General features: G+C 63.6%; 14 protein-coding genes and 1 pseudogene. 1 reads left to right on the top strand and 14 read right to left on the bottom strand.

All coding sequences use genetic code 11. From position 1 onward, the window contains the following. Positions 1–69: 69 nt before the first annotated feature. From J7655_RS20890 to J7655_RS03175, 14 genes and pseudogenes are all read right to left on the bottom strand, one after another. Positions 70–954, bottom strand: a complete 885-nt coding sequence (locus J7655_RS20890) for a methyl-accepting chemotaxis protein (protein WP_420850929.1) — start codon at positions 952–954, stop codon at positions 70–72. Next, positions 928–1,095, bottom strand: a pseudogene (locus J7655_RS20885) (HAMP domain-containing protein); the annotation flags it as partial. The gene J7655_RS20890 and the pseudogene J7655_RS20885, both read right to left, overlap by 27 nt. 1,066 nt (positions 1,096–2,161) lie before the next feature. Further along, positions 2,162–3,457: an adenylosuccinate synthase gene (locus J7655_RS03230; RefSeq protein WP_230926548.1), complete on the bottom strand. Its 1,296-nt coding sequence runs from the start codon at positions 3,455–3,457 to the stop codon at positions 2,162–2,164. A gap of 56 nt (positions 3,458–3,513) precedes the next feature. Continuing rightward, entirely contained in the window at positions 3,514–4,701 is a 1,188-nt protein-coding gene (locus J7655_RS03225) for an ATP phosphoribosyltransferase regulatory subunit (protein WP_230926547.1), read from the bottom strand. Between the two features lie 37 nt (positions 4,702–4,738). Continuing rightward, positions 4,739–4,924 (bottom strand): DUF2065 domain-containing protein, encoded by a 186-nt coding sequence (locus J7655_RS03220; protein ID WP_230926546.1) that lies wholly within the window; start codon positions 4,922–4,924, stop codon positions 4,739–4,741. Positions 4,925–5,064: 140 nt separating this feature from the next. Then, entirely contained in the window at positions 5,065–5,934 is an 870-nt protein-coding gene (gene hflC / locus J7655_RS03215; protein ID WP_230926545.1) for a protease modulator HflC, read from the bottom strand. After that, positions 5,934–7,103, bottom strand: coding sequence for an FtsH protease activity modulator HflK (gene hflK, locus J7655_RS03210; RefSeq protein ID WP_147810278.1), 1,170 nt, complete (start codon positions 7,101–7,103; stop codon positions 5,934–5,936). The genes hflC and hflK overlap by 1 nt, the downstream gene beginning before the upstream one ends. A gap of 97 nt (positions 7,104–7,200) precedes the next feature. Beyond that, positions 7,201–8,502, bottom strand: coding sequence for a ribosome rescue GTPase HflX (hflX, locus tag J7655_RS03205; protein ID WP_230926544.1), 1,302 nt, complete (start codon positions 8,500–8,502; stop codon positions 7,201–7,203). Positions 8,503–8,518: 16 nt separating this feature from the next. Continuing rightward, positions 8,519–8,779, bottom strand: a complete 261-nt coding sequence (hfq, locus tag J7655_RS03200; RefSeq protein WP_147810276.1) for an RNA chaperone Hfq — start codon at positions 8,777–8,779, stop codon at positions 8,519–8,521. Positions 8,780–8,878: 99 nt separating this feature from the next. Beyond that, the gene (gene miaA / locus J7655_RS03195) at positions 8,879–9,850 is read right to left on the bottom strand and encodes a tRNA (adenosine(37)-N6)-dimethylallyltransferase MiaA (protein ID WP_230926543.1); all 972 of its coding nucleotides are present in this window, start codon (positions 9,848–9,850) and stop codon (positions 8,879–8,881) included. Positions 9,851–9,900: 50 nt separating this feature from the next. Beyond that, complete coding sequence (gene mutL, locus J7655_RS03190) at positions 9,901–11,781, bottom strand: DNA mismatch repair endonuclease MutL (RefSeq protein ID WP_230926542.1); 1,881 nt, start codon at positions 11,779–11,781, stop codon at positions 9,901–9,903. Further along, positions 11,781–13,208 (bottom strand): N-acetylmuramoyl-L-alanine amidase, encoded by a 1,428-nt coding sequence (locus J7655_RS03185; RefSeq protein ID WP_230926541.1) that lies wholly within the window; start codon positions 13,206–13,208, stop codon positions 11,781–11,783. The genes mutL and J7655_RS03185 overlap by 1 nt, the downstream gene beginning before the upstream one ends. A 10-nt stretch (positions 13,209–13,218) precedes the next feature. Further along, positions 13,219–13,686, bottom strand: coding sequence for a tRNA (adenosine(37)-N6)-threonylcarbamoyltransferase complex ATPase subunit type 1 TsaE (tsaE, locus tag J7655_RS03180; protein ID WP_260469753.1), 468 nt, complete (start codon positions 13,684–13,686; stop codon positions 13,219–13,221). Beyond that, complete coding sequence (locus J7655_RS03175; protein WP_230926540.1) at positions 13,674–15,173, bottom strand: NAD(P)H-hydrate dehydratase; 1,500 nt, start codon at positions 15,171–15,173, stop codon at positions 13,674–13,676. Before J7655_RS03175 ends, tsaE begins: the two co-directional genes overlap by 13 nt. A 60-nt stretch (positions 15,174–15,233) precedes the next feature. Here J7655_RS03175 and queG point away from each other — a divergent pair, with 60 nt between their 5' ends. Continuing rightward, positions 15,234–16,298 (top strand): tRNA epoxyqueuosine(34) reductase QueG, encoded by a 1,065-nt coding sequence (gene queG / locus J7655_RS03170; protein ID WP_230926539.1) that lies wholly within the window; start codon positions 15,234–15,236, stop codon positions 16,296–16,298. Positions 16,299–16,361 lie beyond the last annotated feature (63 nt).

The following is a 16,361-nucleotide window of genomic DNA, read 5'->3' as shown; positions in this document are numbered from 1 at the left end:
GAGTCTTATGACTCGGTTTTTTATTGCCTGCGCAAAAGTGGCCCGCACGCAAGGTGCGCCCAGCGCACCCTACACCTTGAACTGACCCAGGCTGGCCTTGAGCTGCGCCGCCAGTTCGTCCAGCGCGCGCGCATTGCCGGCAATCGCCGCCACCGCCTCCGCCGCATGCTGCGCCTCGGCATGAATGATCTCGACACGCCCACGCACAGCGCCTGCACCTTCTGCCTGATGCGCCGCCGCCTGAGTCGCCGCATTGATGGCGCCGTGCACATCATCCACCGATTGCTGCACCGACTGCTGCAGGCGCGCACTGTCACGCAGCACCTCCAACCCCTCGCTGCCCTGCGCACCTGCCTGAGCGATGGCAGCAACCGCCTCCTGCGCGCCACGCTGCAATGCCGCGATATGCGTCTGGATATCGCCCGTGGACTGCTGGGTCTTGCTTGCCAGCGCCCGCACCTCGTCGGCCACCACGGCGAAGCCACGCCCACTCTCGCCCGCGCGCGCCGCCTCGATGGCCGCATTGAGCGCGAGCAGGTTGGTCTGCTCGGCGATGGACTGAATCACCGTCAGCACCACTTCGATCTGCTCGCTCTGCTTGGCCAGCCGCTCGATCACCGCCGAACCATCAGCCACCCGAGCCACCAGACCTTCGATCAGCGCGGACAGACGCTGAGCAATCGCCGCATTTTCGTGCGCGGCCTGACGGATGGTATCGACACGCTGCAGCGCCTCCTGCATGGCCTGGCTTTCTGCCTGCGCCTCATCGGCCATCTGCTCCAACGCCTGCAGACTGCCCGCCACCTCATCGCGCTGACGACCGGCTGCGGCCTCGGCCGCAACGCCACGCTGAGTCAGGCTGCGGATCTGCTCACCGGTGCGCAGCGCCACTTCACCGGACTCACGCACGATGGGCTGCAGCTTGGCGATGAAACGATTGACCGCATCCGCCATCTCGCCGACTTCATCACGGCTGTCGATACTGACGCGTCGCGTCAGATCCCCCTCACCCGCTGCCAGGTCGTTGAGCGCGGCACTGAGCAAACGCAGCCGGCTGAGCACCCGCCATCCCAACACAAGGGCGACCACCAGCATTGCCAACGCCCCCACGACCAACAGCCCCATGGCAATGTTCCACCGCAGCGAATCAGCCGCTACACGCACCGACTCGCCACCGTTACGGGCCATTTCCTGGGTATAGCGCTCGGCCGACTGCAGACGCTCACGCAGCGCACCAGCGGCTTCTTCGGAGGCACCGGCCAGGCTGCTGTCGACCAGCACACCCGCCCCTTCGACCAATGTGGCAAAACGGCCATCCAGCGCTGCCAGCTCCTTCTCCACCACATCCAGCGACAAACCCATCTGCACCTTGCCGATCGACGCCCCCATCGGGCTGATTTGCGCCTCGACCACGTATACGCGCGGATCACGCGAGGCTGCATCGACCAGTTTTTCCAATGGCGAGTCACCCTGACCAGCAGCGACCAGCTCACGTACCTGCGCATTGCTGCGATTGAAATTGCGGGTCAGGCGCTTGCCTTCGGCGTCATAGATGATGGCGAACAACACCGCCGGATCCTGCTGGGCAATGCGCGTGAGCGAGGTGAGCGCCGGAATGTCCAGATCCCAGATCGACTTCGGTGCAACCCCGGCCAGCAACTGCGCCAGCGCCTGACCAGACTGCTTCAGGTTGTTTTCCAGCACCACCCGCAGCTGCGCCTGCTCGTCCTTCAGCTGACTGGAAAGCCCCTCCCCCAGGCGCGACCGCGTACTGCTCGACAACGCCGCCAGGCCCTGGGTCATCTCACGCTCAGCCAGGCTCAATTCCTCGCCAAGACGGCGACTCTCGCCTCCCAGGCGCTGCACCAGGTCTTCGACCATGCCATCGACCGAGGCACGCATCAGCCAAACCGCCAAACCGACCTGCACCAGCATGGCCAGACCAAGCGCGACGAAAACCGGGCGCAGCAAACGACTACGCAACATGGACACGATGGCAAACACTGGCGACACTCCTCAACGACCGTAACGACTATAACGGCGACTTCCGGGATTTGTTTAATACAAGCAAAGCACATGCCCGAAACACTGGAACCGCTCCGTCAGCGCCCACGAAAAAGCCGCCCGAAGGCGGCTCTCGTGACGCGTCAGCAGCGCCCCATCAGGCGAACGGATGACGCAACACGATCGTCTCGTTGCGATCAGGACCGGTGGAGATGATGTCGATCGGCGCACCGACCAGCTCTTCCACGCGCTTGATGTAGGCGCGAGCAGCGGCCGGCAGGTCTTCCAGGGTCTTGGCGCCCAGAGTGGACTCGCTCCAGCCCGGCATTTCCTCATAGACCGGCTGCAGGCCGATGTAGCTGTCGGCGTCAGTCGGCGCATCGACCAATACCTGGTCATTGGCGTCCTTGTAGCCGGTGCAGATGCGGATGGTTTCCAGGCCGTCGAGCACGTCCAGCTTGGTCAGGCACAGACCGGAGATGCTGTTGATCTCGATGGCGCGACGCAGGATTACCGCATCGAACCAGCCACAACGACGGGCACGCCCGGTGGTCGCGCCGAACTCGTGACCGCGCTTGGCGAGGAAGGCGCCAACGTCGTCGAACAGCTCGGTCGGGAACGGGCCGGAACCGACACGGGTGGTGTAGGCCTTGGTGATACCGAGGATGTAATCCAGGTACAGCGGGCCGAAACCGGAACCGGTGGCGATACCGCCTGCCGTGGTATTGGAACTGGTGACGTAGGGGTAGGTGCCGTGGTCGATGTCCAACAGCGAGCCCTGAGCACCTTCGAACATGATGTCCTTGCCTTCACGACGCAGGTCATGCAGCACCGCGGTGACGTCAGCCATCATCGGCTTGAGCAGCTCGGCGTATTCCATGCACTCGTCGAGTGTCTTCTGGAAGTCGATGGCCGGCTCTTTATAGAAGTTGACCAGCTGGAAGTTGTGGTAATCCAGCAGCTCGCCCAGCTTGGCGGCGAAGCGCTCGCGGTGAAACAGGTCACCGACACGCAGGCCGCGACGCGCGACCTTGTCTTCGTAGGCCGGGCCGATACCGCGACCGGTAGTGCCGATCTTGGCATCGCCACGCGCCTTCTCACGCGCCTGATCCAGCGCCACGTGGTAGGACAGAATCAGCGGGCAGGCCGGGCTGATGCGCAGACGCTCACGCACTGGCACACCCTTCTCTTCCAGCTTGACGATTTCGCGCATCAGGGCGTCGGGCGCAACGACCACGCCATTGCCGATCAGGCACTCGACGCCTTCACGCAGGATGCCGGACGGAATCAGGTGTAGGACGGTCTTCTCACCGTCAATAACCAGGGTGTGGCCAGCGTTGTGGCCACCCTGATAACGCACGACTGCTGCGGCCTGCTCGGTGAGCAGGTCGACGATCTTGCCCTTGCCCTCATCACCCCACTGGGTGCCCAGGACGACGACATTCTTACCCATAAACTTGTCCTCTTCGCGCAAGCTTCGATGCCGGCCGCGAGCCGGCGAAAATGAATTCAGGACGCCAGGGGCGCCACCTGCCAACGTCCATCGCGCAGTGCCAGCAGGCGATCACAGCCTGCTTCGCGCGCATCCGCCTCGCTCTGCCCGGGCAGCGCCTGTACCACGCGCTCACCCTCACCACGCAGACGCCGAACGGCCTGCCACAGATAGAGGTCATGATTATCCGGTGCCCAGATACCGGTTACCGTCTCGTCCAGACGCATGTCGCCCAGGGTCACCAGGGTTTTCAGATCGGTCGAGAAGCCGGTGGCCGGACGCGCCCGGCCGAACACGGCACCGGTATCGTCGTAACGACCGCCCTGTGCAATTGCACCACCCTCGCCCGGCACGAACGCCGCGAACACCACGCCGGTGTGGTAGTTGTAGCCGCGCAACTCGCCCAGATCGAAGTACAGTGGCAACTCCGGGTAACGCAACTCCAGCGCATCAGCAATGGCCACCAGCTCATCGAGCGCGGCGTGCACGGCATCCGGTGCCTCGACCAACGCCGCCTGAGCCAGGTCCAGCACTTCACGCCCGCCGCACAGCTCGGCCAGCGAACGCAGCATGTTGCCCAGGCCAGCCGGCAAGGCCGCCGTCAGGGTCTCGATTTCGTCCATGGCCTTGCGCTGCAACGCATCGAACAGCCGCTGCTCGGCTTCGCCGGATAAACCCGCGGCACGCGCCAGGCCGCGATAGATGCCAACATGACCGAGATCCATATGGACATGCGGCACCGCGGCCAGCTCGAGGGTCTCGACCAGCAGGCTGATCACCTCGATATCGCTGGCCGGACTGGCATCACCATACAACTCGGCGCCCAGCTGAATCGGACTACGCGAGGTGGTCAGCGCACGCGGTTGTGCATGCAGCACGCTACCGGCGTAGCACAGCCGGCTTGGCCCTTCGCGGCGCAGGGTGTGCGCGTCGATGCGCGCCACCTGCGGGGTGATGTCGGCACGAAAGCCCATCTGCCGACCGGACAGCGGATCGGTGACCTTGAAGGTACGCAGGTCAAGATCCTGACCGGCGCCAGTCAACAGGGATTCCAGGTACTCGATATGGGGGGTGACGACGAACTCGTAACCCCAAAGTTGGAACAGATCCAGCACTTGGCGGCGGGCCGCCTCGATGCGCGCCGCTTCCGGCGGCAGTACTTCTTCGATGCCATCTGGCAGCAGCCAGCGGTCTACCGTTGCCATTTCGCCATTCCCCTCTCGATCCGGGCGGCACAAGCCTTCAGTGAAGCAGATATAGAAGGGCCGTACCCAGCAGCATGCTGGCCAGCCCCATAAGACGCAGTCGGCGGTCGGACAGACGCGCTGCCTGCATGACCGCTCCGCGCCAATGGCGCGGATAGAGGAAGGGCAGGATGCCTTCCAGCACCAATACCAGACACAGTGCGATGCCGAGTTCCTGCCACATGATTCCCACAGACGCAAAAAAGCCGGGATTTCCCCGGCTGCCGCATGATAACACGGTCAGGGCGACAAGCCACAGGCTTCAGGCGACAGGCAAACAGATGTTCGCCTGAGGCCTGTAGCGTGCAGCCTGAAGCCACTTTTTCAAGGCTTTGAGTTCTCCAGATAACGGAAGAAGTCACTGCCCGGATCCAACACCAGCACATCACGCTTGTCGGCGAAGCTTTCGCGGTACGCCTGCAAGCTACGGTAGAAGGAGTAGAACTCCTGGTCTTGACCGAAGGCATTGGCATAGATCGCAGCAGCCTGTGCGTCACCATCACCGCGCAGCTCTTCAGCCTCGCGATAGGCCTCTGCCAGCAGTACGCGGCGCTGACGATCAGCGTCGGCACGAATACCCTCGGCCAGCTCGCGACCCTTGGCACGGTGTTCGCGCGCTTCACGCTCACGCTCGGTGCTCATCCGCTCGAATACACTGCGGTTGACTTCACGCGGCAGGTCGATGGCCTTGACCCGAACGTCAACCACTTCGATACCCAACTCACGCTCGGCGGCGCGGTTGAGGGTCGCGGTCACGTCGGCCATCAGCGCATCACGCTCACCGGATACCGACTCATGCAGCGTACGCTTACCGAACTGGTCACGCAGCGAAGCTTCCAGTCGACGCGCCAGACGCTCGTCGGCAACCTGCTTCATGCCGGAGGTAGCCTGATAGAAGCGCTCGGCATCCTTTACCCGCCATTTGGCATAGGCGTCGACCATGAGCGCCTTCTTCTCCAGCGTCAGGAAGCGCGACGAGGTCGAATCCAGTGTCAGCAGACGCCCATCGAAAATACGCACCTGGTTGACGTAAGGAATCTTCACATGCAGACCGGGTTGCACATCAGGCTGAACCACTCGCCCGAACTGCAACAGCACCGCACGCTCAGTCTGCGCCACGATATAGAAGCTATTCCATGCCACCAGGGCCAGAACCACGGCCACGATCAGGCCGATCAGGGACTTGTTGCTCATCAACGGCCCTCCCGGGTACGCAGGTTACGCTGCGACAGATCGCTGCTCAGCGGCACCGCTGGATCACGCGTTGTCGTGTTGCTGCTGTTGGCAGAACTGGAGGAAGAAGCACCGCCACGGCTGTCGATCATCTTGTCCAGCGGCAGATAGAGCAGGTTGTTCTGCCCCTTGTCGCCGGTGACCAGAACCTTGCTGGTGTTGCTCATGACTTCCTGCATGGTGTCGATATACAGACGCTCGCGAGTGATCTCGGGTGCCTTGCGGTACTCGGCCACCAGCTTGGTGAAGCGGTCGGCCTCGCCTCGGGCACGCGCAATGACTTCATCACGGTAACCATTGGCCTCTTCCAGCATACGCTGGGCCTGACCACGGGCTTCCGGGATTACGCCGTTGGCGTAGGACTCGGCCTGGTTCTTCTCACGCTGCTCGTCTTCACGGGCGCGAATCACGTCATCGAAGGCTTCCTGAACTTCACGCGGCGCAGCAGCGCTCTGGATGTTCACCTGAGTGATGGTGATACCGGTGCGATAGTTGTCGAGGAAGCGCTGCAGACGCTCACGCACCTCGGTCGCCATCAGTTCACGGCCCTCGGTCAGCACCTGATCCATCTCGGTGGAGCCCACGACATGGCGCACGGCGCTGTCGGTGGCGTGCTGCAGGCTGACTTCCGGCTGGTCGACGTTGAGCACGAAGTCCTGCAGGTTGCTGACGCGGTACTGCACGGTCAGCGGTACCTCGATGATGTTCTCGTCTTCGGTCAGCATGGCGCCCTGCTTGCTGTAGGCGCGCTCACGGGTGACGTTTTCCTGGAACTTGCGATCGATCGGCGGGAAGTAGATGTTCAGGCCAGGACCGACGGTCTCATGGTACTTGCCGAAGCGCAGCACGACAGCCTGCTCCTGCTCGTCCACCACATAGATCGCGCTGTACAGCCAGACCGCCGCCAACAGGCCGAGGCCTACGAACAGCAGACCGAAGCCACCGCCGCTACCGCTGCGCCCGGAGTCGTCATCGCCGCGCTTCTTGCCGCCACCGAAAATGCCATTGAGGCTTTCCTGCAGCTTGCGAAACGCCTCGTCGAGATCCGGCGGGCCCTGCCGGCCACCGCCTTTGCGGCCGCCCCAAGGGTCTTGATTGTTCGAGTTGCCACCCGGCTCATTCCAAGCCATAGCGTTCTCCGTACTGATAAAGCGAAGGCGCGCCCACGGCGCGCCGGCTAATGCTACCCAAAGCCCCACGGTGACAGCAAAGCCGCCGCCCCAGGCTTTATTGCAAAGTATGTTGCTCGATAAAGGCCTGAGGCTCCAAACCTTCACGACTCACCAGGCGATTGAGCTCGACGCGCGGCAAGCGTACCGACAGCAGGCTGTTGCCCAGCTCATCATGCACTTCACTTTGCACGGCCCCCAGGGCGAACAATTGCGCCCGCAGCCTTCCGAGACGCTGCGACAACTGCAGCGTGGCAACGAACAAATCCTCGCCCAGCAATTCCGCCACGGCCTGGCGTAACAGCTCCAGACCACGCCCATCTCGCGCCGACAACCACACGCGAAGCGGTTTACCGTCACCATCACGCTGGATCTGCGGCTCGACACCTTCCAACAAATCCAGCTTGTTGTATACCTCCAGCATCGGCAATTCGTGCGCACCGATCTCCCGGAGCACGTTCTGCACCTGCTCGATCTGGGCCATGCGCTCAGGCTCATGGGCGTCGATCACATGCAGCAGCAGGTCGGAATTGCTCGATTCTTCAAGCGTAGCGCGGAAAGCCTCGACCAGCTTGTGCGGCAGATGGCGAATGAAACCCACGGTATCGGCCAGCACCACGGGGCCCAGGTCGTCGAGTTGCAGACGGCGCAGGGTCGGATCGAGTGTGGCGAACAGTTGATCGGCCGCATACACCTCGGAGGTGGTCAGGGCATTGAACAAGGTGGACTTGCCGGCGTTGGTGTACCCCACCAGGGAGACCGATGGAATATCCGCACGCCTGCGCCCGCGACGCGCCTGCTCACGCTGACTGCGCACCTTGTCCAACTTCTGCTTGATCTGCCGGATGCGCACACGCAGCAAGCGGCGGTCGGTTTCCAGCTGGGTTTCACCCGGGCCACGCAGACCGATACCGCCCTTTTGCCGCTCAAGGTGAGTCCAGCCGCGCACCAGGCGCGTACTCATGTGGTCGAGCTGAGCCAGTTCGACCTGCAGCTTGCCTTCATGAGTACGCGCGCGCTGAGCGAATATATCGAGGATCAGGCCGGTACGGTCGAGCACACGGCATTCGAAGGCGCGCTCAAGATTGCGCTCCTGGCTGGGTGTCAGGGTGTGATTGAAGATGACCAGATCGGCCTCGGCGGCCTTGACCTGGTCGCGCAGTTCCTCGACCTTACCGCTGCCGATCAGGAACTTGGCCGTCAGACGACTGCTGGGCACACTGAAGAAAGCGACCATGTCGGCGCCTGCCGACATGGCCAATTCCTGGAACTCCTGGGGGTCTTCGCTCGCCTCGGAGTCTTGGCCTTCCAGATGAACCAGGATGGCCCGCTCACCGCCCTCATGACGCTCGAAGAACAATGCAGCCCCCTATAGGTCAGGCGTTACCCGGTTCGCTATCGCCCTGCTCGGCATCACCTGCGCTCGGCAAACGCACCGGACGGCTGGGGACGACGGTGGAAATGGCGTGCTTGTAGACCATCTGGCTGACGGTGTTCTTCAGCAGGATGACGAACTGGTCGAAGGACTCGATCTGGCCCTGCAGCTTGATGCCGTTGACCAGATAGATGGAAACAGGGACGCGTTCCTTACGCAGGGTATTCAGGTAAGGGTCTTGTAGCGAATGCCCTTTTGACATGTGCCGCACTCCTTTCGAGGATCAATTCAATAATTTTAGTAGGTAAACAATGGCTTCAGGCCGTCCCACCCCCAAGGATAGACGACCAGCGGCAAGGTCTCATTTCAATATGGAGACGCTTTCCAGGTATTTCAAGACGCGAGACAGATTGTCGCAGGCCAGGCTATCGAGCCAATGCAAGTTCTCCCAACCGCGTAGCCAGGTGAACTGCCGCTTGGCCAACTGGCGAGTGGCGATGATGCCCCGCTCGACCATATCGTCCCGGGACAGCTCGCCATCGAGGTATTCCCATACCTGGCGATAACCCACCGCCCGTATAGACGGCAATCCCGCGTGCAAGTCACTTCGGCTACGCAGGGCTTCGACCTCTTGCACAAAGCCCTGCTCCACCATCGCCCGAAATCGTTGAGCGATGCGGTCATGCAAAACCTGACGCTGCGCTGGTGCGATAGCAAGCTGAGCAACAGTATAGGGTAATTGCCCGGTACCTGATGTGCCCGCATCGGGATTTCCTGCCGCCTGGCGCCGGCGATGCTCGGTCATGCTCAGGCCGCTCAGGCGATAGACCTCCAGGGCCCGGGTCAGACGCTGCGGGTCGTTGGGGTGGATGCGCGCCGCGGACTCCGGATCGACCTCCGCCAACTCACGGTGCAGCGCGTCCCAACCTTCGACCAGTGCGCGCGCTTCCAGCTCGGCGCGTATCGCCGGATCGGCACTGGGCATGTCGGCCAGGCCCTCCAGCAGCGCCTTGTAATAGAGCATGGTGCCGCCGACCAACAGCGGAATACGGCCACGCGCCGTGCTCTCGGCCATGGCGGCCAGGGCATCGGCGCGAAACTCCGCCGCCGAATAGCTCTCAGCAGGATCACGGATATCGATCAGGGCGTGAGGAAACGCGTCGAGAATGGCACGATCAGGCTTAGCCGTGCCGATGTCCATGCCACGATAGATCAGCGCCGAATCAACGCTGATCAGGTCACACGGCAAGACGCGCGCCAGCTCCAGGGCCAGGTCGGTCTTGCCGGCGGCAGTCGGGCCCATCAGGAAGATTGCAGGAGGAAGCGCAGGCATCGATATGACTCGGCAACAAAGACGGGAGCCCTCGGCGGGGCATTGCTCAATTACTGACCACGCATGAACAGCTTGTCGAGCTGATCCATGCTCAATTGCGTCCAGGTCGGTCGCCCATGGTTGCACTGGCCACTGCGCTCGGTCTGTTCCATGTCACGCAGCAGGGCGTTCATCTCGGGAATGGTTAGGCGCCGGTTGGCGCGCACCGCGCCATGGCAGGCCATGGTCGCCAGCAGTTCATTGAGGTGCGCCTGGATACGGTCGCTGGTGCCATATTCGAGCAGATCGGCCAGTACGTCGCGCACCAACTGGGTCGCTTCGGCCTGCTTGAGCAGCGCCGGAATCTGGCGGATCGCCAGCGTTTCCTCTCCCAGGCGCTGCAATTCGAAGCCCAGACGCTGGAACCACTCGCCATGTTCCTCGGCGCAGTCGGCTTCACGCTGACTGAGAGCGATGGACTCCGGTACCAGCAACGGCTGGCCGCGCAGCCCCTCGCTGGCCATCGCATGCTTCAGGCGCTCGTAGGTGATGCGCTCATGCGCGGCGTGCATGTCCACCACAACCATGCCCTGAGCATTCTCGGCGAGGATGTAGACGCCCTTGAGCTGCGCCACGGCATAGCCGAGCGGCGGAATGTCGCCCTGTTCCTGCGGCAGCGCTGCGGGCGACGCAGCGGGCAGCGGGGCGAAATACTCGCGATAGGCGGCCTGCGTTTCGGCAGCCGGTACGCCGGGGTTGCCGGCCGGCTGCTGATAACCGGCACCTGCACCACGCCAGGCCGGCTGCGCATTGGCCACCGGGGTTTCCAGCACGCTGGCGGCCAGGCCCATTTCGCCCTGCGGGCCAAATTCTCCGGCGGCCAGCCCGCTTGCACGCGACATGGGGGAGATGGCCGCCGGAGCCGCCACCTGATCTTCCGGTCGTACATCGGCCAAGGCCCGATGCAGCGTACCGTAAAGGAAGTCATGCACCATGCGGCTGTCACGGAAGCGCACTTCGTGCTTGGTCGGGTGAACGTTGACGTCCACCGTGCTCGGGTCGATTTCCAGAAACAGCACAAAGGTCGGGTGACGGCCGTTGAACAGCACATCACGATAGGCCTGGCGCACCGCATGGGCAACCAGCTTGTCGCGGACCATGCGGCCGTTGACATAGAAGCACTGCAGGTCCGCCTGGCTGCGCGAGAAGGTAGGCAAGCCAACCCAGCCCCACAAGCGCAGACCACCGCGCTCGATCTCGATCGGCAGCGCCTGCTCGAGGAAGGCCGGGCCGCAAACCGAGGCCACACGCCGCGCACGACTGATCTCGTCACCCGCCTCGTGCAGGCTGAGCACGGTCTTGCCGTTATGGCGCAGGTGAAAGCCGACATCGAAGCGAGCTAGCGCCAGGCGCTTGATCACTTCCTGCAGGTGATCAAATTCGGTTTTCTCGGCGCGCAGGAACTTGCGCCGTGCCGGGGTGTTGAAGAACAGATCTCGCACTTCCACCGAGGTGCCCACCGGGTGCGCAGCTGGCTGCACCCGTGGCGCCATGTCGCGTCCTTCGGTTTCCACCTGCCAGGCCTGGTCGGCGTCGGCGGTACGCGAAGTCAGGGTCAGGCGCGATACCGAGCTGATCGAAGCCAGCGCCTCGCCGCGAAAGCCCATGCTGAGTACGGCTTCGAGGTCTTCCAGCTCGCGAATCTTGCTGGTGGCATGGCGAGCCAGGGCCAGCGGCAGGTCGTCCGGGGCGATGCCACTGCCGTCGTCGCGCACCTTGAGCAGCTTGACGCCGCCCTGCTCGACCTCGACATCGATACGCCGGGCACCGGAATCCAGGCTGTTTTCCAGCAGCTCCTTGGCGACCGAAGCCGGACGCTCGACCACCTCGCCCGCAGCGATCTGGTTGGCCAGGCGCGGGCTGAGCAAATGAATACGGGACATGACACTCACTACTGGGCTGCCAGCGCTGTGGCGGGTATCTGCAATGTCTGGCCGACCTTGATCACGTCGCCCCTGAGCTTGTTGGCACTGCGCAAGGCCGCCAGGCTGATCTGATAACGCTGAGCGATCAGCGCCAGGCTTTCGCCGCGCGCCACCACATGTTCGCGCGGGCCGGCGACGATCTTGCCTTCGTCACGCAGCCAGGCTACGTAGGTGCCGGGCGGCGGATTCTCGTGGAAGAACTGCTTGACCCCGGTGGTAATGGAGCGCGCCAGTGCCTGTTGATGACTGACAGTGTGCAGCTTCTTCGCCTCGTTGGGATTGGAGATGAACCCGGTTTCCACCAGGATCGAAGGAATATCCGGCGACTTCAGCACCATGAACCCTGCTTGTTCGACGCGCCGCTTGTGCAGCGGGGTGATGCTGCCCATGTTCGACAACACCTTCTGCCCGACATTCAGGCTGGATGACAGCGACGCCGTCATCGACAGGTCCAGCAGCACGCCAGCGAGCATCTTGTCCTTGTCGTCGAGACTGACGTTGCCGGCACCGCCGATCAGGTCAGACTGATTCTCGGCATCGGCCAGCCAGCGGGCGGTCTCGGAGGTTGCTCCGCGCTCGGACAAGGCATAGACCGACGCACCGAAGGCCGAAGCGCGCGGCGCTGCATCGGCATGAATGGAGACGAACAGATCCGCGCCCTTCTTGCGCGCAATCTCGGTGCGCTTGCGCAGTGGAATGAAGTAATCCCCCGTGCGCACCAACTCGCCGCGAAAGCCTTTCTCGGCATTGATCTGTCGCTGCAATTCCCTGGAAATGGCCAAGGTCACGTTCTTCTCGTACTGCCCTTTGACCGGCGACAGCGCGCCAGGGTCTTCGCCACCATGGCCGGCATCGATGGCGATAACGATATCGCGCTTGCCATTGGGCACAGGCGTCAGCTTGGGTGGCGGCTGGGTCGGCGTGACCGGCACGGGCGGCGCGCTGGCCGCAACGCTGGAGGTCGGCGCAGAGGGCGGCGCACTGCCCTGATCGAACAGGTCGACAACCAGGCGATGGCCGTACTGCTGATTGGGCGCCAGGGTAAAGCTCTTCGGCGAAACCGGCGCCGACAGATCGATGACCACGCGCAACTCTTCGGCGCTGCGCTGCGCCGAGCGCACACCGGTGATCGGGGTATTGGCGAGCGAGAGCTGCTCGAGATTGGTGGCCAGCCTGGCACCCTTGACATCGATGACGATACGGTCAGGAGCCGCCAGCGTGAAGACACTGTGCTGCACCGGGCCGGACAGATCGAAGACCAGGCGGGTATTGTCCGGTGCACGCCACAGACGCACGCTACGCACATCGGAGGCAGCCAGCACCTCGGCAGCCAGGGCCGCCAACAACACCCCCACAGCGGTAACCAGCGCGCCTATGCGCATAACCAACCCCATCGCGTCTTATTCATTGCTTGCTGCCAAGCGCCTTGCACCAGGCCTCCCCTCGAGTCCCATGCCCTTGCAGCAACAGCGAGCGGCCGCTCGCCTGGGGGCTAATGGTAATGTCCAGGTCTGGCTTTGGCAAAACGCCTGCGCCACGCTGCGGCCACTCGATCAGGCACAGAGCGGCGCCTTCGAAGTAATCGCGGATCCCGAGAAACTCCAGCTCCTCAGGATCGACCAGGCGATACAGGTCGAAGTGGAAGGCGCGTACGCCACCAATCTCATAGGGTTCGACCAGGGTGAAGGTCGGGCTCTTGACCGCCCCGACATGGCCCAGCCCGCGCAGAATACCGCGCGACAGGGTGGTCTTGCCGGCCCCCAGATCACCATGCAGATAAATCGTGCCGACACCTCCACTGACCTCGGCAATCGACGCACCCAACGCCAGCATCGCAGCCTCGTCGGCCGCCTCGAATCTCACTTCGTACAAGGACACACCTCCTCCAATAACTGACGAATGGTACAGGGCAGATCACCGGCCGCCAGCCCACGCCCCTGCACGGCAAGCACCTCGCCGGCCCGTGCATGCAGCCAGACGGCCAGGCAGGCCGCATCATACGCGGCCATGCCCTGCGCCAGCAGCGCGCCGATCAGGCCAGCCAGCACATCTCCCAGCCCCGCCCCCGCCATCGCCGGATGGCCACGATCACACAGCGCCAGACGTCCATCCGGCGCGGCGACCAGACTACCGGCGCCTTTGAGCACTACCACCAGACCAAAACGCTGCGCCAGCGCTCGCGCCGCTGCGGGTCGGTCCGTCTGCAGCACCGCCGTTTCGATACCCAGCATACGCGCCGCTTCACCCGGATGCGGCGTCAGCACACCATGACGCGGCGCACTGACCTGCCCAGCCGCAAGCAGATTCAATGCATCGGCATCCCATACCTGCGGCTGATCGCTACCCGCCACGCCAGACAGCAGACTGCGGCTCCAGGCCCCCTGGCCCAGTCCCGGCCCGACCACACAGACATCGGCACGCTCGACCAGACTCAGCAACTGATTGGCCGAGGCTACCGCAGCACACATGATTTCTGGTCGGCGCACCAGGGCGGCCGCAACATGTTCAGCGCGCGTGGCCAACGACACCAGCCCGGCACCGGCACGCAACGCGCTATCGGCGCACAGCAACGCAGCGCCGCCCATACCCAGGTCACCCCCTACTACCAGCAGGTGACCGAACTGCCCCTTGTGTGCCACTGGCGAGCGGGCGGCCAGACGCGGCAGGTTAGCTGGATCGAGACGCTGCGCCACGCTGGGCGCCCGAGCCAATAGCTCAGCGTCGCCCTGTAGATCGTCGAACTGTAGCTCGCCGCACAACTGCGGGCCGACACCCGTGAACAGACCGAGCTTGAGCGCGATAAAGGTCACCGTCAGGTCGGCGCGCACTGCCACCCCCAGGCGCGCGCCCGTGTCGGCCTGCAAGCCAGATGGAATATCCACCGCCAGCACCGGCAACCTGCTCTGGTTGAGCAGACGAATCGCCTGGGCACAAGGCTCACGCACATCGCCAGTCAGGCCCGTGCCGAGCAAGGCATCGACCACGACACCGGCCAATGGCGCGCATTCGCTCCAGGGCAGAATCGCCACCCCGGCATCCCTGGCCTCAGCACGAGCCTGGGCAGCATCGCCACTCAACGCGGCGGGATCGCCAACGGCCAAGACCCGCACACGCCAGCCGGCACGCTGAGCCAGGGCAGCAATCAGATAACCATCGCCAGCATTGTTGCCACGCCCGGCCAGCACGGTGATTTCGCCAGCCTCCGGCCAGCGCCGGCGCAGGGCGCGCCAGGCGGCATGGGCAGCGCGCTGCATCAGCGCGAATCCGGACGTACCGGCTGCAATCAACTGCGCATCCAGCGCACGCACCTGTGCGGCACTGTGCAGGCTAAACGGCAAAGAAGCGGAAAATGAATGCATGGCTCGCTCACCACGGATGTCTGGCAGAATTATACCCACGTCCATCGCCTGCGCCCGCCCATGTCCGAACAGCATCTCGACCTCGACCTTCTCGCCCAATCCATCAAGGACTGGGGGCGCGAGCTGGGCTTCCAGCAGGTTGGCATCAGCGATGTCGAGCTGGGCGAGCACGAAGCGCACCTGCAACGCTGGCTGGAGGCCGGCTACCAGGGCGAAATGGACTACATGGCCGCCCATGGCAGCAAGCGCTCACACCCGGACGAACTGGTACCTGGCACCCTGCGCGTGGTGTCGCTGCGCATGGACTATCTGCCCGGCGACACGCAGATGGCCCAGCGCCTCAAAGAGCCGGAACAGGCCTACGTATCGCGCTACGCCCTGGGCCGCGACTACCACAAGCTGATCCGCAAGCGCCTGCAACAACTGGCCGAACGTATCCAGCAACAAATCGGCCCGTTCGGCTACCGCGCCTTCGTCGACAGTGCACCGGTACTGGAGAAAGCCATCGCCGAAAAAGCCGGCCTGGGCTGGATCGGCAAGAACACCCTGGTGCTCAACCGCAAGGCCGGCAGCTATTTCTTTCTCGGCGAGCTGTTCGTCGACCTGCCACTGCCGGTGGATGCCCCACACGCCAGCGAGCATTGCGGACGCTGCAGCGCGTGCATGGATATCTGCCCCACTGCAGCCTTCGCCGGCCCTTATGTACTGGACGCGCGGCGCTGTATCTCCTACCTGACCATCGAGCTGAAGGGCTCAATTCCCGAAGAATTGCGCGCGCCCATCGGTAACCGGGTATTCGGCTGCGATGACTGCCAGATCGTCTGCCCCTGGAATCGCTTCGCCCGGCCCACCGAACAGGGCGACTTCCAGCCGCGCCACGGCCTGGACAACAGCAGCCTGGCCGAGCTGTTCCTGTGGACGGAAGAGGAATTTCTCGGCCGCACTGAAGGCTCGCCGCTGCGCCGCGCCGGCTACGAACGCTGGTTGCGCAACCTGGCGGTCGGCCTGGGCAATGCGCCCTCCACCATCCCGGTGTTGGAGGCGCTACAGGCGCGCCGCGAACACCCGTCGGAGCTGGTACGCGAGCATGTGGCGTGGGCCCTGGAGCAGCACGGCGCCTTGTAGTCCGGATGAAATCCGGGAATGGCGCCGCCCGTTTCCCCGGATTGCATCCGGGCTACGCTACTC

This window comes from Pseudomonas wenzhouensis (genome assembly GCF_021029445.1).
Classification (GTDB): Bacteria; Pseudomonadota; Gammaproteobacteria; order Pseudomonadales; family Pseudomonadaceae; genus Aquipseudomonas; species Aquipseudomonas wenzhouensis.
This window is presented reverse-complemented; position numbering and strand designations above follow the sequence as displayed.